At 53.5% G+C, this 22,044-nt stretch carries 22 protein-coding genes; 14 read left to right on the top strand and 8 right to left on the bottom strand.

Annotated features, from left to right (window positions below):
- Positions 1–48 precede the first annotated feature (48 nt).
- On the bottom strand, positions 49–1,041 hold the full coding sequence (locus ABFZ83_RS05645) for an NAD(P)H-quinone oxidoreductase (RefSeq protein ID WP_411818459.1): 993 nt from the start codon (positions 1,039–1,041) through the stop codon (positions 49–51).
- A gap of 79 nt (positions 1,042–1,120) precedes the next feature.
- Between ABFZ83_RS05645 and ABFZ83_RS05640 the strand changes: the two genes are divergently transcribed.
- Positions 1,121–1,657 carry a hypothetical protein gene (locus ABFZ83_RS05640; protein ID WP_411818458.1) on the top strand — a complete coding sequence of 179 codons (537 nt, stop codon included), beginning with the start codon at positions 1,121–1,123 and terminating at the stop codon, positions 1,655–1,657.
- A gap of 104 nt (positions 1,658–1,761) precedes the next feature.
- Positions 1,762–1,956 (top strand): DUF1192 domain-containing protein, encoded by a 195-nt coding sequence (locus ABFZ83_RS05635; RefSeq protein WP_411818457.1) that lies wholly within the window; start codon positions 1,762–1,764, stop codon positions 1,954–1,956.
- An 8-nt stretch (positions 1,957–1,964) separates the two neighbouring features.
- Here the strand turns inward: ABFZ83_RS05635 and ABFZ83_RS05630 are convergent, their stop codons facing one another.
- The 3 genes from ABFZ83_RS05630 to trmFO all read right to left on the bottom strand — a co-directional run bounded on the left by ABFZ83_RS05630 (position 1,965) and on the right by trmFO (position 5,266).
- Complete coding sequence (locus ABFZ83_RS05630) at positions 1,965–2,855, bottom strand: pirin family protein (protein ID WP_411818456.1); 891 nt, start codon at positions 2,853–2,855, stop codon at positions 1,965–1,967.
- Between the two features lie 49 nt (positions 2,856–2,904).
- Positions 2,905–3,645 (bottom strand): TetR/AcrR family transcriptional regulator, encoded by a 741-nt coding sequence (locus tag ABFZ83_RS05625; protein ID WP_411818455.1) that lies wholly within the window; start codon positions 3,643–3,645, stop codon positions 2,905–2,907.
- 208 nt (positions 3,646–3,853) lie between these two features.
- Positions 3,854–5,266 carry a methylenetetrahydrofolate--tRNA-(uracil(54)-C(5))-methyltransferase (FADH(2)-oxidizing) TrmFO gene (gene trmFO, locus ABFZ83_RS05620; RefSeq protein ID WP_411818454.1) on the bottom strand — a complete coding sequence of 471 codons (1,413 nt, stop codon included), beginning with the start codon at positions 5,264–5,266 and terminating at the stop codon, positions 3,854–3,856.
- 147 nt (positions 5,267–5,413) lie between these two features.
- Between trmFO and ABFZ83_RS05615 the strand changes: the two genes are divergently transcribed.
- The 4 genes from ABFZ83_RS05615 (at position 5,414) to ABFZ83_RS05600 (ending at position 9,320) form a co-directional block, all read left to right on the top strand.
- Complete coding sequence (locus ABFZ83_RS05615) at positions 5,414–5,983, top strand: VOC family protein (protein ID WP_411818453.1); 570 nt, start codon at positions 5,414–5,416, stop codon at positions 5,981–5,983.
- Between the two features lie 186 nt (positions 5,984–6,169).
- A complete protein-coding gene (locus ABFZ83_RS05610; RefSeq protein ID WP_411818451.1) occupies positions 6,170–7,549 on the top strand; it encodes a hypothetical protein in 1,380 nt (459 codons plus the stop codon).
- A gap of 48 nt (positions 7,550–7,597) precedes the next feature.
- Complete coding sequence (locus tag ABFZ83_RS05605) at positions 7,598–8,557, top strand: hypothetical protein (protein WP_411818450.1); 960 nt, start codon at positions 7,598–7,600, stop codon at positions 8,555–8,557.
- Positions 8,558–8,801: 244 nt separating this feature from the next.
- Positions 8,802–9,320, top strand: coding sequence for a DUF1465 family protein (locus ABFZ83_RS05600; protein WP_411818449.1), 519 nt, complete (start codon positions 8,802–8,804; stop codon positions 9,318–9,320).
- An 82-nt stretch (positions 9,321–9,402) separates the two neighbouring features.
- Here the strand turns inward: ABFZ83_RS05600 and rpmE are convergent, their stop codons facing one another.
- Entirely contained in the window at positions 9,403–9,627 is a 225-nt protein-coding gene (gene rpmE, locus ABFZ83_RS05595; protein WP_411818448.1) for a 50S ribosomal protein L31, read from the bottom strand.
- A 216-nt stretch (positions 9,628–9,843) separates the two neighbouring features.
- Between rpmE and ABFZ83_RS05590 the strand changes: the two genes are divergently transcribed.
- The 5 genes from ABFZ83_RS05590 to ABFZ83_RS05570 all read left to right on the top strand — a co-directional run bounded on the left by ABFZ83_RS05590 (position 9,844) and on the right by ABFZ83_RS05570 (position 16,581).
- Positions 9,844–10,881: an SMP-30/gluconolactonase/LRE family protein gene (locus ABFZ83_RS05590; protein WP_411818447.1), complete on the top strand. Its 1,038-nt coding sequence runs from the start codon at positions 9,844–9,846 to the stop codon at positions 10,879–10,881.
- A 15-nt stretch (positions 10,882–10,896) separates the two neighbouring features.
- Positions 10,897–12,303 carry a threonine synthase gene (gene thrC, locus ABFZ83_RS05585; RefSeq protein WP_411818446.1) on the top strand — a complete coding sequence of 469 codons (1,407 nt, stop codon included), beginning with the start codon at positions 10,897–10,899 and terminating at the stop codon, positions 12,301–12,303.
- A complete protein-coding gene (locus ABFZ83_RS05580) occupies positions 12,300–13,544 on the top strand; it encodes a M16 family metallopeptidase (protein WP_411818445.1) in 1,245 nt (414 codons plus the stop codon). Before thrC ends, ABFZ83_RS05580 begins: the two co-directional genes overlap by 4 nt.
- 48 nt (positions 13,545–13,592) lie before the next feature.
- On the top strand, positions 13,593–14,180 hold the full coding sequence (locus ABFZ83_RS05575) for a GNAT family N-acetyltransferase (protein ID WP_411818444.1): 588 nt from the start codon (positions 13,593–13,595) through the stop codon (positions 14,178–14,180).
- Positions 14,181–14,409: 229 nt separating this feature from the next.
- A complete protein-coding gene (locus ABFZ83_RS05570; protein ID WP_411818443.1) occupies positions 14,410–16,581 on the top strand; it encodes an EAL domain-containing protein in 2,172 nt (723 codons plus the stop codon).
- A gap of 19 nt (positions 16,582–16,600) precedes the next feature.
- Here ABFZ83_RS05570 and ABFZ83_RS05565 read toward each other — a convergent pair whose 3' ends face one another.
- Positions 16,601–17,242: a YqgE/AlgH family protein gene (locus ABFZ83_RS05565; protein ID WP_411818442.1), complete on the bottom strand. Its 642-nt coding sequence runs from the start codon at positions 17,240–17,242 to the stop codon at positions 16,601–16,603.
- A gap of 146 nt (positions 17,243–17,388) precedes the next feature.
- On the opposite strand from ABFZ83_RS05565, the gene ABFZ83_RS05560 reads away from it, so the two are divergent.
- A complete protein-coding gene (locus tag ABFZ83_RS05560; RefSeq protein ID WP_411818441.1) occupies positions 17,389–17,871 on the top strand; it encodes a peroxiredoxin in 483 nt (160 codons plus the stop codon).
- Positions 17,872–17,893: 22 nt separating this feature from the next.
- Here the strand turns inward: ABFZ83_RS05560 and rnhA are convergent, their stop codons facing one another.
- Positions 17,894–18,322: a ribonuclease HI gene (gene rnhA, locus ABFZ83_RS05555; protein WP_411818806.1), complete on the bottom strand. Its 429-nt coding sequence runs from the start codon at positions 18,320–18,322 to the stop codon at positions 17,894–17,896.
- Between the two features lie 86 nt (positions 18,323–18,408).
- The gene (gene ispH, locus ABFZ83_RS05550; protein ID WP_411818440.1) at positions 18,409–19,407 is read right to left on the bottom strand and encodes a 4-hydroxy-3-methylbut-2-enyl diphosphate reductase; all 999 of its coding nucleotides are present in this window, start codon (positions 19,405–19,407) and stop codon (positions 18,409–18,411) included.
- 193 nt (positions 19,408–19,600) lie between these two features.
- Here ispH and ABFZ83_RS05545 point away from each other — a divergent pair, with 193 nt between their 5' ends.
- Together ABFZ83_RS05545 and argS are read left to right on the top strand one after the other, a co-directional pair.
- Positions 19,601–20,155 carry a hypothetical protein gene (locus ABFZ83_RS05545; RefSeq protein ID WP_411818439.1) on the top strand — a complete coding sequence of 185 codons (555 nt, stop codon included), beginning with the start codon at positions 19,601–19,603 and terminating at the stop codon, positions 20,153–20,155.
- A complete protein-coding gene (argS, locus tag ABFZ83_RS05540; RefSeq protein ID WP_411818438.1) occupies positions 20,152–21,915 on the top strand; it encodes an arginine--tRNA ligase in 1,764 nt (587 codons plus the stop codon). Before ABFZ83_RS05545 ends, argS begins: the two co-directional genes overlap by 4 nt.
- Positions 21,916–22,044 lie beyond the last annotated feature (129 nt).

Raw genomic sequence — 22,044 nt, 5'->3', positions numbered from 1 at the left:
AAATCTAGGCCGGATATAAACCGTTTGGCCGCTGACGCCAAGGCGGTTTTATCGGGTTTTTAGGATGATTTTGCCGATATGCGCCCCTGATTCCATCCGTTTATGGGCTTCGGCCACCTGATCGAGGGGGAAAACCTCATCGGTGGTGATCGGCATTTTACCACTTTCGAGATGCGGCCAGACCTTTTTTTCGATGTCCCGGGCCAGTCGCGCTTTCTCTGAGAGGGCGCGTGATTTCATGGTTGAGCCTGAAAGGCGCAAGCGCTTTTGCATGATCGTGAAGATGTTCACGCTTGCTTCAACGCCCCGAAGAAACGCAATCGACACATGCCGGCCACCGGGATTGAGGCAATTGAGATTGCGAGCGACGAAATCACCGCCGGTCATATCAAGCACCACATCGGCGCCGCCTTTTTCGGCGATGTCCTTGTCCCAGTCGCAATCGCGGTAATTATAGGCCGCATTAGCGCCGATGGTGCGGCAGGCTTCGCATTTCTCGTCACTGCCTGCGGTGGCGATGACTTTTGCGCCAAAGGCTTTTGCCATCGCAATAGCGGTTACGCCGATGCCGCTTGTGCCGCCATGAACCAACAGAGTTTCGCCGGATTTCAAATCGCCATCATCAAACACATTCGCCCAGACCGTGAAAATTGTTTCGGGCAGTCCGGCGGCCTGTTCATAGGTGAGCCCAGATGGCACCGGCAAGCAGGAGCCTGCATCGACTGTCGCATATTCCGCATAGCCGCCACCGGGTAAGAGCGCGCATATTTTGTCGCCGACTTTGATGGTGCTGACTTCCTTGCCAACCGCCGCGACAACACCGGCCGCTTCAAGGCCGGGAATGTCGGTCGCGCCGGGCGGGGGCGGATACATCCCCATGCGTTGCAGGACGTCAGGGCGATTGACGCCCGAAGCTTCGATCGCAAGTAAAATCTCGTTTTCCTGAACTTGCGGTGTTGGCCGCTCCACCATGCGCAAAACCTCCGGTCCGCCGGGCTCTGTAATTTCGATGGCGCGCATGGAATGAGGAATATCAGTCATTTTTATTTTCTCTCTGATCGTTTTTATTGAAAAAAATTCTAAATGTGAAATATAGTTAATGAACAAAAGGGAGATGGGGATGAAAAAATCATTACTTTTAATTGGTTCAGTATGCGTTCTAGTACAAGGTTGTTCGGTAGGAATGGCAGCTCGAACGGGGGGTGTTAAAGTTGAAGAAACCACCCAATGCCAAAGCCGTGAGTGCTTTATAACACAAGATACTGTGGAAATACTTCAGACCTCTCAGCGCGATGATGGAGGTATTTCCGAAACCTACCGGTTCCAAATCAAACGAGGCTCCGCAGGGCGTGCTGCTATGCATGGGTTATTGGACGTGGCTACCCTTGGAATATGGGAAGTTGCAGGAACGCCAATAGAAGCCAGTAAAAAGAAAAAATATATCGTGATTACGGCGAATTACGACAAGGATGGGCGTCTAATTTCCAAGTCATTGGGTAATCCGGTTTCTGGAGACGAGATCGATAATGTTGCCGAGGCATCGCTTCCAGAGGGATCCACTCCAGTCACCGCTAACGGTGAGGTTGTTGGCCATATGACACCTGATGGCCAATTGATCCCGATCGTTAAAGACTCTGAGGTTAAGGCAGAGTCGTAACCTCAGAGCATTTTTTATCGCGCAATTGAATAATGAAGTTTGATTGCGCGATTTTTCTGAAATACCATTTTCCCATATTTTCGATATGGGAGCAGGTGGTATTTATGGACCCAGAAGAGCTAAATGAAAATCCGGATATGACGCTCGGCTATCTTGCGAAACAAGATCTTTATAGCCTTTCGGTTGATGACCTAGATGAGCGTATTGCAGCATTGAAAGCAGAAATTGTGCGTTGCGAAGCGGCGAAAAACGAACGCGGCTCGTCAAAATCTGAAGCAGAGAAACTGTTCAAATTTTGACAAGACAATCAATCCTCCGGCAACGGAATAAATTCATTCTCGTCAGGCGGTAGCGAAAATACGCTATCGATAAAATTAGACTGCGCTGATGCAGTCCACGCGGCTTTCGCTTCTTCAATGAGGGATTGATCCGTTGCCACCAAATTCCACCAGATAAAACGCTTACCGATTGGTGCGCCGCCAAGCAGCATCAATCGGGATTCTTCTATTGCGGTTATGGTTGGCTCGTGGCCATTGTCGAAAACGACCATCCGGCCACCTTCATGGGTTTCGCCATCAATCTCGACTGATCCATCGACAACATAAATCGCGCGCTCTTCATAGTCGCCGGGTAGGGGGATGCTTGCGCCTTTTTGCGCTTCTGCCGCCAAATAAAAGATCGGCGAAAATGTTTCGACCGGCGAGGTTTCACCAAACGCAGCCCCCGCAATAAGGCGCATCGAAACGCCGTCCCGATTGATTTCTGGTAGCGTGTCTTTGGGGTGGTGGTGGAACGAGGGGTCAGTGCGTTCATGCTCAAGCGGGAGGGCAACCCAACTTTGGATGCCGTGCATGAACTGACCGCGTTTGCGTAGCGCTTCGTCGGTCCGCTCTGAGTGAACAATCCCGCGGCCAGCGGTCATCCAATTGACATCACCGGGACGAATGACCTGATCATAGCCTAGGCTGTCACGGTGGCGGATCTCGCCGTCAAAAAGATAGGTCACCGTCGCCAGGCCGATATGCGGATGCGGCCTGACGTCGATGCCCCCGCCGGGATCAAATTGCGCAGGGCCCATTTCATCAAAAAAGATGAACGGGCCAACGGTGCGGCGCTTTGCATAGGGAAGGACGCGACCAACGGTAAAGCCGCCTAAATCGCGTGTGCGCGGTTCGATAATCAAATGATTATTTGCCATTCACGCAGTGTGGATCACCGCTTCAAAACTGGCAAGCAAAAGCGGAAGTCTATTGCGGTAAGCCCACAATCTCGCGCACCAGCTCTTCGATGTCCTTTTCGGCGGTGATCGCTGCATCCTCGTTGGTAGGGCCATAGCCGACGAAAAGTTTATAACCTTCTTCAAGGCTGAAATATTGCAGCGTTGCGCGCCGCGCAGCGATGTAATCCAGCGACGGATTAGCCGCACGCACCATATGGAAAATAAACTTCCCAAGCGGACGGTAAAGTTCTCGCACAGTTTCGCGGGCTTGTTCGCTTGATGCAGCATAGCCCCATGTCTGAAAAAAGAACCGGTAAAATTTTCGTGAGAGCACGCCATTGCGTCGGATAATCGTAATCAAAATATCCGATGCCGAATCGCGACCCACATGAAACTGATCAAGATGGTCTTTGATGTACCGCGCCAAAGAGTCACGGAGCATCGCTTCGATCAGCGTTTGCTTGTTGGGGAAATGATAGGTGAGGTTCCCAACCGCAATCTCCGCTTCTTCCGCAACTTTACGCAGTGACAGGCCGCCATAGCCATTTTCTGTGAAAACCCGCCGCGCCCCTGATAGAATGCGCTCTACGGTTCGCTGCGTACGCTCGGATTTTGCGTCGACCATTTGCGGCGTGGGTCTGCCGCCCCGAAGAAAATCGAGATGATCGAGAATGGTAACAAGCGCTTTGTCTTTTTCGCTCGCAGAAAATTGTTGTCGCTCGAATTCATTTTCTGAGGAATTTTCATTCCCCTGTGTTGACGACGTCATCACTCCCCCTTAAATGGCCAACTTCGTGTTAGGTCGTATGACCTAAATTAAAAACATTTAGCTTGGACAACCGGTTCGAATAAGCTGAACTATATCCAAACAAGTTTCCCGGCTGTGCGGTGTTCTCCCCCTGCTGCACGTCGGGGGGGCTGCGGTGAAGTCTCTTTGCCGCAGCCCACTCCGAAGTTTGTTGCACGGTTTGCTCAATTTATACAGCTACTAACGGTTGTTCTTTCACCCAATCATTGATGTCGGATAGCGCACGGGCGCTGAGCGCCCGTTTCCGCGCAAATCCGCGCTCTTTTCCTTTGATCCGCTTGCCGTCGGCATCGACCCGTGGGGTCGAAATTTCCGGAAACAGGCCAAAATTGACGTTCATCGGTTGGAATGCCTTGCCTGCGCCATCGGCGATATGCCCGCCGGTGATGTGTCCTAATAGGGCACCTAACGCTGTGGTTGCAGGCGGCGGCGGGACCTCTTGGCCTAGGGCGTCGCCAGCGGCGAAGCGCCCGGCCAACAGTCCGATTGCAGCGCTTTCGAGATATCCCTCGACGCCGGTGATCTGGCCCGCAAAGCGAAGTGCAGGGCGCGCATTCATGCGCAGCCGCCCATCAAGCAATTTCGGCGAGTTGAGGAAGGTGTTCCGGTGGATGCCGCCAAGCCGTGCAAACTCCGCATTTTCAAGACCCGGGATCATGCGGAATACGTCTTTCTGTACGCCATATTTCAACTTGGTCTGGAAGCCGACCATATTATAGAGCGTACCCAGAGCATTATCCTGCCGAAGCTGAACGATGGCATGGGCTTTTATGCCCGTATGCGGATTGGTCAGCCCAACCGGCTTCATCGGACCAAAGCGAAGGGTCTCAGGGCCGCGCTCGGCCATGACCTCAATCGGCAGACAGCCTTCGAAATAGGGGGTCGATTTTTCCCATTCCTTGAATTCGGTTTTCTCGCCATTGATCAACGCATCGATGAAAGCCGTGTACTGAGCTTCATCCATCGGGCAATTGATATAGTCCGCACCATCACCGCCGGGGCCTTTTTTATCATAGCGGGATTGGAACCAGGCCACGTCAAAATTGATTGATTCCTTGTAGATGATGGGTGCAATCGCATCGAAAAAGGCGAGGCTCTCTTCGCCAGATAAGGCGCGGATCGCTTCGGCCAGTGGCGGCGCGGTCAAGGGGCCGGTGGCGATGATGACATTGTCCCATTCTTCCGGCGGCAGCGCTTCGATGATCTCGCGCCGAATTTCGATATTGGGATGGTTTTCAACTGCGCGGGTCACGCCAAGCGCAAAGTTTTCACGGTCCACCGCGAGTGCACCCCCCGCAGGGACTTTGTTCGCATCAGCCTCGCGCATGATGAGAGAGCCCGCACGGCGCATCTCTTCGTGAAGGACGCCAACGGCATTGGTTTCCGCATCGTCAGACCGGAAAGAGTTCGAGCAGACCATTTCCGCAAAATTGCCGGTCGCATGGGCTTCGGTCGCGGCGACCGGGCGCATTTCATGTAGGATGACGCGCGCGCCTGCATTTGCGGCCTGCCAGGCAGCTTCAGAGCCAGCAAGGCCAGCCCCAATGATATGGATGGTATTTTGTGTGTCTTTATTGTGCATGACAGGCTTCTACTGTAGCTGGCGCGGAGTGCAATATCTTAACACTACTGAGTTTCATTCTATTCGATGTTATATCGGGTAAAGCGCCTAAACTTTACGGTTTCACCGTATTCGCGTACCAATTATTCCTTCAAACAGGGGGGATTTATGGCGAAACCTATAAAATTTGCGCATGTGTTGTTCTCAACACGACGTTTCGACGACATGGTTGCGTGGTACAAAAACGTATTTGAGGCCACGATTGTTCATCAGGACCCGGCGGTGGCGTTCCTGACCTATGATGACGAAAATCACAGATTTGGCTTTGCCAATCTTGATGCCCTGCGCCCCGAACCGATGAAAGAGGCCGGCAAAGCGGAAACTGGCGTCAATCATCTCTCCTACACCTATGCCAATCTCGGCGATCTGCTCGGCGTTTATGAGCGCCTGCGCGATCAGGGGATAAAACCCTATTGGCCGGTTCATCACGGAATGACACTGTCGTTCTATTACCTTGATCCGGATGGGAACCGCATTGAGCTTCAGGTCGATTGTTTTGATTCAGAGGCTTCGTTCGCTTTCATGAAAAGCGATGCGTTCAGCGAAAATCCAATCGGCGTGAGTTTTGATCCCGACGAATTGATTGAGCGCTATCGCAATGGCGAGTCCGAGGAAGAACTTCTGCGACGACCCGAAGGGCCAATGGCGGACATTCCTGCGGCGCATGGGGTGACCTAGGCCCATAGATAAGCGGGCCGGCTGCCCCGGTTTCACACGCGCTAAAGCCGAAAGTTTCGCCACCGCACACGCAAATGCCTGCCTCTGGTGGCGCTTGCGATAATTTGCGGTTAGCCTGATCCAAAATCAGCGGATTTTTATCGGTGGGGCTGGGGAGCCGCATATCGGCTTGGTTGAGGGGCGTCTATGAAGTTGCGTATTTTTCCGATTGTCGGTGAGGCGTTGAATTTAGGCGCGCGTCGCATGGAAACAGTTGCCCGCGTCGCGTGGTTGCCGCTTGTTCTGTTGTTGATCGCAAATATGGTGGCAATCTTTGCCTATCTGTCGGTCATCGCCGGACGCTTGGTCACTTTTGCCGATATTCCGACCTATGCGCGCGCGCAGATAACGGTGTCGCAATTCGCCAGTAAAGGCTTTTCGGAATCGCCCGCAGAGATGTGGCTGATTACAGCCATAAGCATTTTCATAAGCTGGCTATTGGTTTCATCCTATATGGCACCGCTCATTCGGTATGCGGGGTTGGGCATAAAACCGAGGCCCGGCGTGATAAGATTGCCGTTCGGGGCCAGTCAACTTCGGTTTTTGGTGGCGAGTATTCTTAGTTTCGTCGTCACTGCGTTTTTGATGTTCGTGCCCATCGCGGTGGCCGGGTTTTATACGCTCAAATATGTTGCCAATGCGCTTGCGGAGACGGTGGCGTCATTCCCCGATGCGACGAGCCTTCACACCATCGAGATCACCACCGCCGGCAAGACCATGGCCGCCGAAGGGTCTGACTGGATTTATAATCATGTAATCCCGCTCGCCGGTGTCGCGCCGCTGATATTCCTTTTGTGGATGATTTTGTTCTTTCACTTTCATCCGCGAAATCGCAACACGGATGCCGAAGGCGGAAACTTTATCGCGCGTTTGTTGGTTACCTTTCTGGTTACAATCGTCAGCATGATCGGCGCTTATTTCCTCTTAGCTGAAACGGTCATCCAACAGTTTCGATCCGACGCAATTTTTCTTGCGAGCTTTGCAAGTTTCGTCGAACAGGCCAATGCGCTGCATGCGAGCCTTTCGTTAGACTTCACGACGCTGAAAGAAGCGGTGATGTTTCTGATCAAGTCACCGGTAAACCGGCTGCTATTTTTTGGCGTCGCGTCATTCTTTTTGATGAATTATGTCAGTATCCGTCTGATGCCCTATGTGGGGATCGCGGTGTGTCGCGGCTCCTTGGGGCCGGGCGGTACGCTGCGGGTTTCGCGCGGCTGGAATATCCTGCGCCTTGCGGTGATTGTCGGGTTTGTCGGCGGCGTTCTCCTGCTTGTGCAGGCGGTCTTTATAAACGGCATTTTGCTCAAGAGCTTTTTGCCCGCAATCGCCTCGCTGCTTTATGAAGCAACGGCAGTATCGACCAAGCTGGTGAATAGCGGCGAAGTGGCGTCCTGGGTTCTTCCGACATTTGTCTGGATTTGGAACATCACCAAGATCCTGATCAATCTGGTCTGGACAATTTTCTCCGTAAGTGTTTGGGCTACGCTGTATGGTCGGCTTTACCGCGAGAGTGAAGTAGCGCAGTAATAGCCCCATCAGGAGCAGATTGCGTTATTTCAGCGAAGGGCCATCTTCATGTCGCATAATATTCGGATCGGTGATGCACTGAATGAAAGTTTTCAGTTCGGATTGCGGCGATGGTTCACGGTATTCCGCTTGGGCTGGTTACCGCTTCTTGCGTCAGGCATGGCGGCATTGGGGCTGCAATATTTGATCTTTGACATGGCTGCGCTTGAGGCTGCGGTGGAAGCCGGTGCGAATTTCAATCTCGCCGAAGTCATGCGCGTATCGTCCTTCCTCGCATTTGGATTGATGCTCATTGTGTTCGTGTTCATGATCGCCGTCGTCAGCGGCTTGCTGGCCTCGATTTATCGGCTTGTTGCGCTGGGCGAGGAGCGCGAGGGATATGTCGATCTTCGCTTTGATGGTCCGGCGCAGCGGGTGTTCTGGGCGCAATTGATTGTGACCCTGATTAATGTCTCGGTCATTCTGGTTTTTGTCGTCATCGCTATTCCGATGACAGGTTCTTCTTTTGGCGAGGTGTTTAAATCGCTCGGTGCGTTTTCGCTTTTAATGCAAAGTGCGATGGCGGATCCCAATGTGGGTCAACCGGATCAAGCAACACTCGAAGCCTTATATGCCCCATTGGGGAGCGTTTTCCTCGGGGTCTTTGTGGCTTTGTTGCCGCTTGCCTATATCAATATCCGCTTGTCACCTTTTTCACCGGGCTCGGCAGCGGAAAACCGGCTCTTGTTCTTTGGCTCACTGGAGCTGACCAAAGGCCGTTTCTTTAGTCTGCTTGGTCTCTTCTTCTTGTTTACCCTCGCGCTCTTGCTTGTCGGGATTATCTATTCACTCGTTACTGGTATTTTCGAGATGATGGCGACGATTGGCGGACCCAACATTTTGGCCGTAATCGCGATGCTTTCGAAATTCATCCTGTTCGGGCTGATGGTCGTCTATAATATCTTCATTATCGGCGTGCAGGCGTCTTTACACGCCATCATCTACCGACAGCTCTCAACCGGCGAATAATCCCCATTTTAACCAGATTTTCGGCTGGAAAATGCGCGCTCACGCTAGGCGACCAGATTTGCTATAGTGTGGGGGTGGCGGTCGTTGCATTCGTAAAATTCGCCTTCTGGTTGCTGGCATGAGCATTGCTGAAACCTATTGAATATTACGGAATTTCGTCATGTCGGATCACAGGTGATCCCATTTGGCGCGATCTCGGATGGTAAGGCCCTGAGAGGGGCGGCATTTTTAGGACAGCGGATCGATGATGGGTATGGGTATTTCAATCGCAGAAGAGACGACCAAAGCGGGCACAGAGAGCTTTGTTCAGTCTGAATTATTCGCGCGAACCTTCCGGGAGGGCATGGCCCTTGTGGAGGAGACCGCAAATTATCTCGACGGTGAGGGGCGCGATGCTTCCAAACAACTCGGTCGGGATTCTGCATTGTCCTATGCTGGCGCATCGATGCGACTAACGACACAGCTGATGCAGATTGCATCATGGCTCTTGGTGCTTCGTGCGGTGCGCGAAGGCGAGATGAAAATCGGCGAGGCCTGCGATCAGAAATATCGCCTGACGCCAACCGAAGCCTCAAAGGTGCATTTCAGTTCTGAGGGCCTGCCGCAGCAATTGGTGGTTTTGATTGACGCGGCCCAACAATTATACAGCCGGATCAGCCGTCTTGATCATGAGCTATTTGTCGAAGAAGAAGTGATCGAAGAAAAGAACGATGCCGTCGCTCAACAGCGCGCCTTGTTAAAAGCTTTCGGTAAGGTGGGGTAATTCCCGAAAAACACCGTTCCAGATGCAACAAAGCCCCGGAAGCAATTCCGGGGCTTTGTTAATTTCAGCGCTGAAAAAGGTCTTACTTTTTGAGACCGAAGCTGCCGAATTTCTGGTTGAATTTCGACACACGGCCGCGCTCACCAACACGAGCCGGACCACCGGTCCAGGCAGGGTGGCTCAATGGATCGATATCGAGATTGAGCGTTCCGCCAGGCTCACCATAGGTTGAGCGGGTTTCAAAGCTGGACCCATCAGTCATCACGACTTTGATCGTGTGGTATTCCGGATGGACATCTTTTTTCATGGCATCAGCCCTTCGCTCGGGTATTCTTTAAACTGGAGATAAGAGCGGCGCATATACGCAAGCCGCGACGAACGCGCAACCCCGAATTCGAAAAATCGAACCTTTTGCCGCGAATTGCCTCTGGTCAAGCGGTGATTTTACGGCAATGGTGTGGATAATCCCGCTATCGGCCTACAAAGTCCGGGCTTTTCCGCAATTTTACCCCTTTGGTATTCCATGCGTTTTTGGCTTTTCCTGTTCGCGTTTTTTCTGGTCATTCTGGGCGCGCTTTCCTTTAATCTGCATGTTTTCAACTACTTTTCGCGAATCGACCCGGTTTCGACCGCGCAATGCACGCCAGTGTCGGGGATACCGGGGCCTGAGGATATCGATATCGACCGCGCAAAGGGGCTCGCTTTTATCTCGTCGCAGGATCGCCGCGCGAAGGATGCTCGCGGTGCGATTCACGTCTTTTCCTTAAACGATCCCTTGGCGGCGGCGGGCTTTAGGGATCGGACCGGCGGTCAACCGGAAGAATTTCGGCCATTGGGTCTCGACTATTTTGAGGATGGCGATGTCCGTCGGCTTTTTGTGGTCAATGAAGCAGGACCATCAATCGAAATCTTCGACATCGAAGAGAACGGTGATCTGACCCATGTTGAGACCATGCACGAACGCCGTTTAATGAGCCCGAACAATATTCTCGTAACGGGGCCGCGTTCTTTTTATGTGACCAATGACGCCCGTGGCGGGCGCGAAGGATTGATTGCCAATCTGTCCTTTTTATTCCGGCTCGGTTCCGGTGAGGTCTTTTTTGTGGATGACAAAGTCTGGCGGCTTGAAGCCGAGGGCCTGAAATTCGCAAACGGGTTAGCCATGAGTCTTGATCAAAAAATGCTCTATGTAGCCGAAACCGCAGGCAAAAGAATTCAGGTTTATGCTCGTAACCCCGAAAATGGCGCGCTGACCTATGCGCAAACCATTTCGCTTGATGCGGCACCCGACAATATCACGACCGATAATGACGGCGCTGTCTGGGTTGGGGCCATGCCGAAACCACTTTCGGTACCGCAATCGATGGCTAATCGTAACGCAAGGGCAGCGTCTGAGGTTGTTAGAATCAGCCCCGATGGAGAGGTCTCAACGGTCTACCGAAATGATGGGTCAGAGATTTCAGCGACCACCGTTGCGGCACGATCGGCTAATAAATTGCTGATTGGGGCACTTTACGACGAAAAATTCCTGTTTTGCGAATTGCCTAATAGCGTCGATTGAGCCAAGACACGCGCCATGCAGTATATTTCTACACGTGGGCGGGCCGCCGCCATTGATTTCGAGGGCGCTTTACTTGCGGGGCTTGCTCCCGATGGTGGCCTCTATATGCCAACCAACTGGCCGCAATTGACGGCCGGCAAAGCGCGCGAGCTGGGCGAAAAGCCTTATGCGGACGCTGCGGCGTCAATCCTTTCGCTGTTTACCGGCGATGCGATTGCCGAAGATGCGCTTTTGGCCATGACCAAGGATGCCTATGGCGGGTTTCATGCGGATGCGGTCGCGCCATTGGTTCAGGTCGGTGACGAAGATTACATTCTTGAGCTGTTCCACGGCCCGACATTGGCGTTCAAAGATTTCGCCATGCAGATCCTTGGGCGGATGTTTGATGCGGCGCTCGCGCGTCGGGATGAATATCTCACCATTATTGCGGCGACCTCTGGCGATACCGGCGCGGCGGCGATTGATGCGCTCAAAGCTTGCTCGCGGGTCAATGTGGTTGTGCTTCACCCGGAGGGCCGCGTGAGTGACGTCCAGCGCCGGATGATGACGAGCGTGATCGCGCCGAATGTCTGTAACATTGCAATAGACGGATCGTTTGATGATTGTCAGGCAATTGTTAAGTCGCTTTTTGCGGACGAAAAGTTCGTAGGCGACGTAAAACTCGGCGGCGTTAATTCAATCAACTGGGCGCGCCTTGCAGCGCAGACGGTTTATTATTTCACCGCTTGGGCCGCGATTGCTGAGGGCGACGAGAAGGTCAATTTTGTCGTGCCGACCGGGAATTTCGGCGATGTCTTTGCGGGTTATGCCGCTAAGCGCATGGGGCTTCCGGTGGCGACTCTCGGCGTTGCAGCAAATGCAAATGACATTCTTCATCGCGCGATCTCCGAGGGGGATTACACCCCATCAACTGTGCGCCCAACCGCATCACCATCGATGGATATTCAGGTCGCCAGTAATTTCGAGCGGCTTTTGTTCGAAGCAAAAGGCCGAGACCATGCGGCTTTGCGTGAAATGATGGAAGCATTTGCGCGCGATAAAGGTATGAAGATTGACGCGCAGACTTTAGATGCCATTCGTCAGGATTTCGTTTCATGCGCGGTTTCCGAAACTGAGACGCTAGAAGAAATCGCTCGCCATGAAAAAGCGACAGGCGCGTTGATTGATCCGCATACAGCGGTTGGTCGGTCGGCGGCTATTCGTTTGCGCGAAGAGGGCCACCTTAAAGGCAAGACTGTTACGCTTTCGACGGCACATCCGGCGAAATTCCCCGATGCGGTCAAAGAGGCGACGGGGAAAAACCCGGACCTACCTGATTTCTTTTCTGATCTTTTTGATCGGCCGGAAGAAATGACAAAAGCGCCAGCGAGCGAAGACGCAATCAAGTCGATTATCCGCGACGCTTTCGGGTCCCGCCTATGAGGCGCGTTCACACGCTATCCAACGGCATTCGGGTTGTCGCCGACCCAATGCCGGGATTGCAGACCGCAGCGCTTGGCGTTTGGGTTCGGGCGGGGTCAATTGACGAGCTTGATCACGAGCATGGCGTCGCGCATTTGCTTGAACATATGGCGTTCAAGGGAACAAAGCGGCGATCTGCGCTCGAACTGGCAGAAGCGATTGAATCTGTCGGCGGGTATCTGAATGCGGCCACCTCTCATCAGCGTACGGGCTATTATGCGCGCGTGATGAAGGATGATCTCGAACTCGGCGCGGATATTTTGTCCGATATATTGCGTGCGCCGCTATTCGATGAAAATGAGCTGGCCAAAGAACGCGAAGTGGTTGTGCAGGAAATCGGCGAAGCGATTGATACGCCGGACGACATTGTTTTTGAACTGCTGACGCAATCTGCGTGGGATACCCACCCGCTGGGCCGGTCGATTCTCGGAACGCCGGATACGGTCCGTGCACAAACGGCTCAGACCCTGCGCGGTTTCATGGATCGGTGTTATCGACCGCAAGACATGATTATCGCCGCGGCCGGTGCAATTGACGAAGACAATTTATTCGCGCTTGCCGAAAAATGTTTTGGTGATTTCGCCTCAGAAGGCGAGGGAACGGCCCGGCAAAAGGCAGCATTTCGCGGCGGCACGCGCCATGATGCGCGGGATATCGAACAAACCCATTTGGCGCTCGCCTTTCCTGGCGTTTCGTCACGGGATGATGATTTTTTCGCAACGCGGTTGTTTGCTGATGTGTTGGGCGGCGGGATGTCGTCGCGATTATTTCAGAAAATTCGCGAAGAGCGGGGGCTCGCTTATTCGGTTTATTCGTTTGCGGATGGTTTTGACCAGTGCGGCTTGCTCGGTGCCTATGTAAATGCCGAGGAAAAGCATATTGTGGAAGCAGCGGAAATCATTCGGCGAGAAATGGAAGCTGCCTGTCAGAAACTTGATGACAATGAAGTCTCTCGGGCGCGTGCCTTGTTGCGGTCGTCATTGATGATGGGACTTGAAAGCCCTGCAGCGCGTATTGAATCCGCGTCCGGGCAATTGCTTGTTTATGGTGCGTTGATGAGCCCTGAAGAAATTCTTGCTAAGATCGATGCGGTGTCCCTTGACGATTTGAAGCGATGCGGCGAGCGGGCGCTTTCAGGCAAGGTCGCCGTTTCGATTGTCGGCCCCGGTGACGTTGAGGCAGTCGCTTCTGTCTTTGAGTGATCGGCATAGCGCCGGTCGTTAGCATTCCGGTATAGTGCGCAGATGTTTTTGACCAAGACCAATAGCCAAACCTTGTTCGATCCGGTGCTCGTTCATGATCCGGTCGTTCTTCGGTCAGCAAAGGTCAGCGATTATCCGGCTTGGCACGCATTACGCGAACAAAGCCGCGAACATTTAACCCGCTGGGAAGAAAAGTGGGCTCCCCATCAGGCGACGCTATCGTCGTTCAAACGACGGCTTCGGTCATATGAACGCGACCGAAAGCGCGGCGGCGGGTTATCTCTTCTTATCTTTCGCCAGTCTGACGACACTTTGCTCGGCGGTGTTACGTTAACGAACATCCGCTATGGCGCATCGCGCTCGGGCCTCATGGGATACTGGCTTGGGGAAAAGTTTACGGGGCGGGGCTATGCAACGGCCGCAGTGAACGCTGTGATTCATCACGCTTTTGAAAAAATTGATCTCAATCGGATCGTCGCTGCGTGCCAACCTGAGAATGGTGCATCGCAGAAGCTTTTGGAGAATTGTGGTTTTTCCCAAGAGGGGATCGCGAGAAATTATCTCAAGATCAACGGAGAATGGCGGGACCATCTCATTTATAGCAAGATTGCATCAGATGGCTCTTTGCAAGATTGAAGCGAAAAAACACTACAAAGTTTAATTAATTTTTTTTCCACGGGCTCCGACCCCTTGCGATAATGTCACACAAGCGTGATGATGATGCCGGGCAAGCGCGAATCGCAAGGGTCGCGCATAAGGGTTGGGCCATCTTGATATCATGATGGCCCGAATTTTGTGGGGAACTAGAGATCTGGCCAAGTTTGGGCCGGTGCGTAAGTTCTGTACTAGGGGTGTTGGGAAAAACATGATCACAGTGAGTGTGTTTGGCGTAACCGAAGGTGTCGCAGGGTTAGCCCATGCGGAGTTGTTAAGGGGGGCCATCGCCGGTGCGTTTATCGTCGCTTTGGCATTTTTAGCGGGTTACGCCGCCATACGGCGCAGCGGATTAGCTGTTTGCGCCATGGTCATGGTCGCCGGCGCGGCGGCACTTGAGTTTTCATGGTTAGGGTTTTTCTCCGGGCTTCCGGCCGAAGGCGTTGTCATGATGCAGGCGTTGTTCGGGGCGGCGGCAATCGTATTTCTTTCGGCGGCCATTGGCGCTGCACGATATAACCCGCTTTTAGGCGGCGTCATGTTTACAGCGGCGCTGGTCATCGCGGGGATGGGGGCCATCAATTTCCTCGACCGGATCGAATTGAGCGGGTTGATGCGCTGGTCATTGATCGGCGTCGGCGGCTTCGCAGTTGTCCTGTCAGCAATACAAGCCTTCCGTGGCGATAGCGGTGCGCGACTGGTGTTACCGGGGATCGCCCTGGCTGCCGCTGCGCCGATCATTGCGTTGTTCGGTTCGGCTGAATCGGGCGCAATGATTCTCGCGTCGCATGGGTTGTTTACGCTCGGCGTTCTTGCGGCCAGTCTCGTTGCGCTAACCGAACTGCCTGCTGCGCAGCTTTCACACGGTTCGGATCAGTTCTCCTTCGCGGCGTCAAATCGTGGGCCGGTCAATGGCCATGAGCGCCACCGGGAATATCGCGCCTCGCGCGAAGCATCAGAGATTGTTCTCGACAGCCAGATTGCGCGCGTTCTCGATTATTCCGGCGTTGGCATTTGGGATTGGGGCGTTGATGCAATGGACCAGACGGCGTCGCTTCCGGCGCTTATGGGCGCGGATTCAAATGCGCCATTCACGCCGGATGCGATGCGTGAATTCGTCCATAAAGATGACGCTCCCCGGTTTGATAGCGAAATCATGTCCGGCGGCGATGGGGCCTTTGACACTAATTTCCGTTTATTCGACGGCCGCGTCATTCGGATGCGCGGCGCGCGGGCGGCAGACGAAGACACCGGCGAAATCGAGCGGTTGGTTGCGTTTGTCGAAGAGGTCTCGCCAGCGCCTAATGGCGTCAGCGAAGACTCCGTTCGGTCAGCCACCGAAGCTGCGGTTGTGCCGACGGCCGCATTGTCTGCTGATCTGACAAAGGCGCTCGAGAATGGCGACATAAACGCAGCCTTCCAGCCGGTGGTTGCGCTCGACAATGGCAAAGTCGCAGGATTTGAGGCGCTCGCCCGTTGGCGCGATCAAAAGAATGGTGCCGACGAAGGGCCAGAACAATTTGTTATCGCGGCGGAGAATTGCGGCAAGGGCGGCGAGCTTGCGCGCACAATGCTCGATCAGGCTGCTGCGTTCCTGAGTGAGACATTGGCGACCGAGCGGCGCAAAGATTTGTTTGTCGCGATGAATGTCTCCTGGGGGCAGATCCGGGATGAAAGCTTCCCGCAGGCGGTAAAAGAGACCATTGCCAAATATAATCTTCCGAAAAAAGCATTGGTGCTTGAACTGACGGAAGCCGATGCGATTTCGGATGTTGCGCTCGCAGGCGAGGTTTTCAAAAAATTGAAAGAAGCCGGGGCGTCGCTCGCATTTGATGATTTCGGCGCCGGGTTCACCTGTTTGTCTAACTTGCGCAAATATGACTTTGATTATTTGAAGATCGACAAATCCTTTACCGCCGAATTGGAAAATGGTGGTGACAACGCCAAAATCGTCAGTGCACTGGCTAATCTCGGCAAAGAACTGGGGCTTAAAGTTATCCTTGAAGGGATTGAAACGAAAGGCGCGGCGCACAAGGCCCGGCAGATGGGATGTTCATTCGGTCAGGGTTATTTATTCGGCAAGCCAATCGAAAATGAGGTTGCTCCTGCGCCCGTTGCGGAACCTGCTGAGAGCACAGCCGAGACTAATGCAGAATTGACCGAAGAACCGGCGCAAGATGCGGCACCGGAACTGGTCGCAGAAAAACCAAGCTTGAAAGAAGACGAGGCCGAAACGGTCGAGCCTGAAAAAGCACCAGTGCCGGAAAACGAAACTGCGCTGGCAGAAGAAGAAGTTGAAAGCGACGAGGCATCTTTCGAAGAAGATGATGAGCCAAGGGGCCGTCGCTGGAAGTTTTGGGGCGGGGCGGGCGATCTGCGCTAATTAGCGAAAAATCAGATTGTCAGTTAAGCGGCCCGTCATCTCGGCGGGCCGTTGCCCATTCAGGGGACAGCATTGCGCTCGTGACACCCAGCTTGGAAAGCGCACGCTTCCACAAGGCTTCGTTCATGCCGTCGAAAATAATTTGTTCATCCGGCTCGCAATGTGCCCAGGCATTCATTGCAATCTCTTCTTCGAGTTGCCCCGGTCCCCAACCGGCATGACCGATGGCCAAAAGAAAACGGCGGGGCGGGGGCCGTTTTGGTGAAGAGCCTGCGATATCGATGAGAATATCACGGCTGGCCGTGAGGCCGATTTTGTCATTGAGCGGCAATGTGCCATCGAGGTGATAATCAAGCGTATGTAAAACGAGCCCGCGTTCCGTTTGCACTGGTCCGCCAAAAAAGACCGGCGTTTCATCAGCGTTTTCCTGCGGCGGGATTTCGAGCTGTTGGAGAAGCTCAGATAGCTCAACATCGTCGAGCGGCTTGTTCACAATGACGCCCATAGCATGTTCTTCGTCATGGGCGCACATAAATATCACGGCGCGGTCAAAGCGCGGATCGCCCATGCTGGGCATCGCGATCAGCATTTTACCGACTAGAAAGTCCTGTGCAGCCGGGGCCGCGTCGTCTGGGCCTGTATCTTCGAGAAAATCGCTCATACCCATGAAAAATAAGGTTCACGGCATGATGATGCAAGGGAAACAATTGCTGGTGGACGCAAGCGTCTGAGCGCCTTAGATAAACGCATATTCCACTGGGCCGGCCTCAGCGAATATTGGGGACGGAAATTAAAGGAGATACCCAAATGGCGATTTCTAAAGGCGACAAAATTCCGAATGAAAAAGTAATGCTTGCGACCGCTGAAGGGCCACAGGCAGCACAGACGGGCGACCTTCTCGGTTCTGGGAAAGTTGCACTATTTTCCGTACCCGGTGCGTTTACGCCAACATGTTCAGCAAAACACCTTCCTGGGTTCGTTGAAAAGGCAGACGAGTTCAAAGCAAAAGGCGTCGACAAAATTGTCTGTATGTCAGTCAACGATGCATTCGTCATGCAGGCTTGGGCAGACGACCAGAATGCCGGCGAAAAAGTCGAAATGCTCGCAGACGGAAATGGTGATTTCGCACGCGCGCTCGGCCTTGTGATGGATGGTAAAGGCTTTGGTATGGGCGAGCGTTCACAGCGCTTTTCAATGATTATCGAAGATGGCGCAGTGAAAGAATTGAATGTCGAAGAGCCGGGTGCTTTCGACGTTTCAAGTGCCGAACATATGCTCGGCCAGCTCTAAACTAGGAAATCAATCGGCGGTGTCAGGCATATGCCTGCGCCGCCGTGCTCGCTAATTCGTCGGCGCGTTCATTGCCCGGATCGCCTGCATGGCCCTTGACCCAGCGCCATTCTATATCGCGCCCGGTAATTTGCGTATCCAGCGCTTCCCATAGATCTTTATTTTTGACGGGCTTACGCGAGGCGGTTTTCCAGCCATTGCGCTTCCAGTTATGTATCCAGCTATTGATGCCATTTTTCACATACTGGCTATCTGTATGCAGAATAACAGTCGGCGCATCCGCTGTGGCTTCGAGCGCGCGAATAGCGGCCAATAATTCCATACGATTATTTGTGGTTTCGGCTTCGCCGCCATTCATCTCAATGTGTTCTTCGCCATTGATGATTAGAACGCCCCAGCCGCCGGGACCGGGATTTCCAAGACAGGCACCGTCAGTATAAATTTCGATCATGGTTTTTCCGTCAATCTTTGCGGCATGACATAAAGCTGCGTCACTTGATAACGCAAGCAAGCGTCAGCCATTTGAGGAAAAACAGTTTAACTCGCCAACCGTAGCGGCGTGTTGAAAACAACGTTTTCTTTCGCGGTTTCAATCGTCTTGATGTCGAGCGTGCGTCTGTTCGCAAGGGCCGTCAGAAACGCTTCGACAAGATGTTCAGGGGCGGATGCCCCTGCGCTCATGCCGATCGTTGAGACGCCTTCGAGAATGCTCCAATCGAATTGATCTGCATCTTCAACAAGAATCGCGTCGCGCGCGCCAGCGGCTTTCGCGGTCTCGACAAGGCGTACCGAATTTGACGATGTGGGCGAGCCGATAACGATAAAAAGGTCCGCTCCCGGCGCTGCGGTTTTGACCGCTTTCTGCCGGTTGGAGGTCGCGTAGCAAATATCTTCTTTCGCGGGGCCTGCGATATCGGGAAAGCGTTTCTTGAGCGCCGCGATGATCCCGGCCGTATCGTCCACCGAAAGGGTGGTCTGGGTCGCATAGGCGAGGGCGCGTTCATCCTTAACGGCAATTGTGTTGGCTTCTTCGATTGTTTGGACCAACAAAATCTCGCCATCGTCCGCCTGACCCATCGTGCCGACGACTTCGGGATGATTGGCGTGGCCGATCAACAGGACCTGACGCCCCGCCGCAACATGTCTTTTCGCTTGGGTGTGAACTTTTAAAACAAGCGGACAGGTGGCATCGATCTTAACGAGGTTTCGCGCCTCCGCTGCCGCATGGGCCGATTGGGGTGCCCCGTGCGCCGAGAAAACGATTGGGCGATCATCAGGCGCTTCGTCAATTGATTCGACAAACACAGCGCCCATGGCCGAAAGCCGGGCTACTACATGGGCGTTGTGAACAATTTCGTGGCGCACATAAACCGGCGCGCCATAAATCGATAAAGTTTCTTCAACGGTCTTGATGGCCCGTTCAACACCGGCGCAGAAGCCGCGCGGAGACGCCATGCGCACAGTGATTTGGGGCTTAGCGCGTGATTTTGTGTGGCCTTTTGGCATTTGCGTGGGCACGGTAATTTCTGTGCGCATCCTTCCGGGTCTTTCTTCTAATTCGGTCCTTAAGTCATCTTCGGCCTGATTGCCTTCACAAGAGGCGTTGCACCATCGGCAGTGAGGCGCTACGAGAAGTTGCCCTGTCAACGGGGCGCCGGCGCGGCGACCCAGGGGTGACCTTGGGGCGAGCTCAAGGCGATTTCATGTTCAGATATAAGGGTTCAGTTCGATGAACAAACTCCTCGCCGTAGCGCTTATCGCCGCAGTCTCCATCGCGGGTTGTTCCAGCAACACGAAAAAGGCCCGCGAAGCCAATCCTGCGCCTTGTCCCAATATCGTTGTCCTCAAGGAGGCCGCCCGATTTATCGACTTCGAAGGTGAAGAAACTGCTGAAAACGTCGCGTATTCTGGTGAAATCGTGGATGTCACGACGACCTGCCGATATTTTGGCGACAAGCCGATTGATGCCGAGATTTCGCTCGACTTCGCTTTTGGCAAGGGGCCGAAGGGTCAAGAAGCGGAAAAAGTGTTCAGCTATTTTGTGGCGGTCACCCGCAAAGACATTGAAGTTATTGCGAAAAAAGAATTTGAGGTGCCAATCAAGTTCAGCAATGACCGTCCGGTGGCCGTTGAACGTGTTGATATCGATAAAATTACCATTCCGCGCCGCGACGAAGAAGTTTCCGGCGTGAACTTTGAAATTATTGTCGGATTTAATGTAACGCCCAAACAGGCGATCTTTAACCGGTCCGGCAAAAGCCTGAAATTCCCAGATCTCAAATGACCTTAAAAGACGACCTATCAGCAATCGTCGGCGACGCATTCGCCGCCGAGGGGCTTGATCGTGGACTTGGCGCAGTAAAAACCGCCGACCGGCCAGATCTTGCGCAGTTTCAATGTAATGGCGCGTTGCCCGCCGCTAAAGTCGCGAAAAAGAACCCGCGCGAAATCGCCCAGGCGATAGCCGATCGTCTTGCTGATACTGCTGAATTCAGCGAGGTCAGCGTCGCTGGCCCGGGATTCATCAATCTCAAGCTCTCTGACGCATTTCTGTCCGCGCAGGTCGACGCGGCAAATGATGGCGCGCGCTATGGCGGCTGGCTTCATGAAACGCCGGAAAAAATCGTCATCGATTATGGTGGGCCGAATGTCGCAAAACCGCTTCATGTCGGGCATTTGCGAGCAGCGATTATTGGCGAGAGCCTGAAGCGGATTTTGCGTTTTTCCGGTGACGAGGTCACGGGGGATGTGCATCTTGGCGATTGGGGTCTGCAAATGGGGCAGCTCATTTCCGAGTTGAAACTGCGCCAGCCAGATCTCGTTTATTTTGATGCTGCGCAATCGGGGCCCTATCCCGACGAACCGCCGATCAGCCTTAAAGACTTAGAAGAAATGTATCCGGTCGCTTCGGCTGCATCGAAAGCGGATCCGGCGCGGGCCGATCTCGCGCGAAAAGCGACCAAGGAATTGCAAGATGGCCGTCCCGGTTATCGTGCGCTCTGGAAGCATTTCGTCGATCTTTCCGTCGCTGCCATGAAGAAAGACTACGCCGATCTCGATGTCGAGTTTGATCTTTGGAAGGGCGAGGCGGATGCAGACCCGCTGATCCCTGAACTCACCGAAGACCTCAAGGCACGAAAGGTCATCGAGGAATCGGACGGCGCGCAGATCATCCGTGTTGCGCGCGAGAGCGACAAAAAGGAAATGCCGCCGATCATCTTTGTGAATTCACAAGGAGCGGTCGGCTATCACGCAACTGACGTGGCAACCATCGTTGACCGCAAACGTACGCTTGATCCGGATAGAATTCTTTACGTTGTGGACGCGCGGCAGCGTTTGCATTTCGAACAGGTTTTCCGCGCCGTAGAGCAGGCGGGATATTATCCCGAAGAGCAGCTTGAACATTTGTGGTTCGGAACCATGAATGGGAAAGACGGCAAGCCCTTTAAAACACGCGAAGGCGGTACGCTAAAACTTCGTCACTTTATTGATATGGTGACTGAACGCGCGCTTGAACGCCTTAAAGAGAACGGTCTTGCCGAAGGCTATGGCGAGGCGGAAAAAAACGAGATCGCGCGTCAGGTCGGCGTCGCCGCGCTTAAATTTGCGGACCTTTCTAACCCGCGCACGAGCGATTACATTTTCGATCTCGACCGGTTCATGGCGTTCGAAGGAAAAACCGGGCCTTATTTGCTCTATGCCAGCGTCCGCGTGCGGTCGGTGCTTGAAAAAGCAAAGAGCGCGAAAGCGGGTGCCCCCGGCGCAATAAAAATAACCGAAGACGCGGAACGCGACCTCGCGCTTGTTCTTTTGAATTTTGCCGATGTACTGCGCGAAACATACGAAAAGCGTATGCCGCATATATTATGCGATCATGCCTTTTCCCTCGCGCAGGCATTTTCGAAGTTCTACGCATCCTGCCGGATGGTCGATGAAGCAGACCCGGAGAAGCGGGCATCGCGACTCGGTCTTGCGTCAATTACTGGCGGACAACTTGATCTTGTCCTTTCGCTATTGGGGCTCGACGCGCCAGAGCGAATGTAGGCGTATGGACCTGTTGCACATTCCACACACAGTATAGAGAATATTGTTATCGCATAACGGCGATAACAAGCCCCGGCAATTTATAGTGCTCTCTAACATGCTGTGAATGCACAATTTTTTATCCCCATT

Origin of the sequence: Hyphococcus formosus (genome assembly GCF_046736345.1) — a bacterium.
Classification (GTDB): domain Bacteria; phylum Pseudomonadota; class Alphaproteobacteria; order Caulobacterales; family Parvularculaceae; genus Hyphococcus; species Hyphococcus formosus.
Note: the sequence above shows the minus strand (reverse complement) of the source record. Positions and strands in the feature narration are given on the sequence as shown.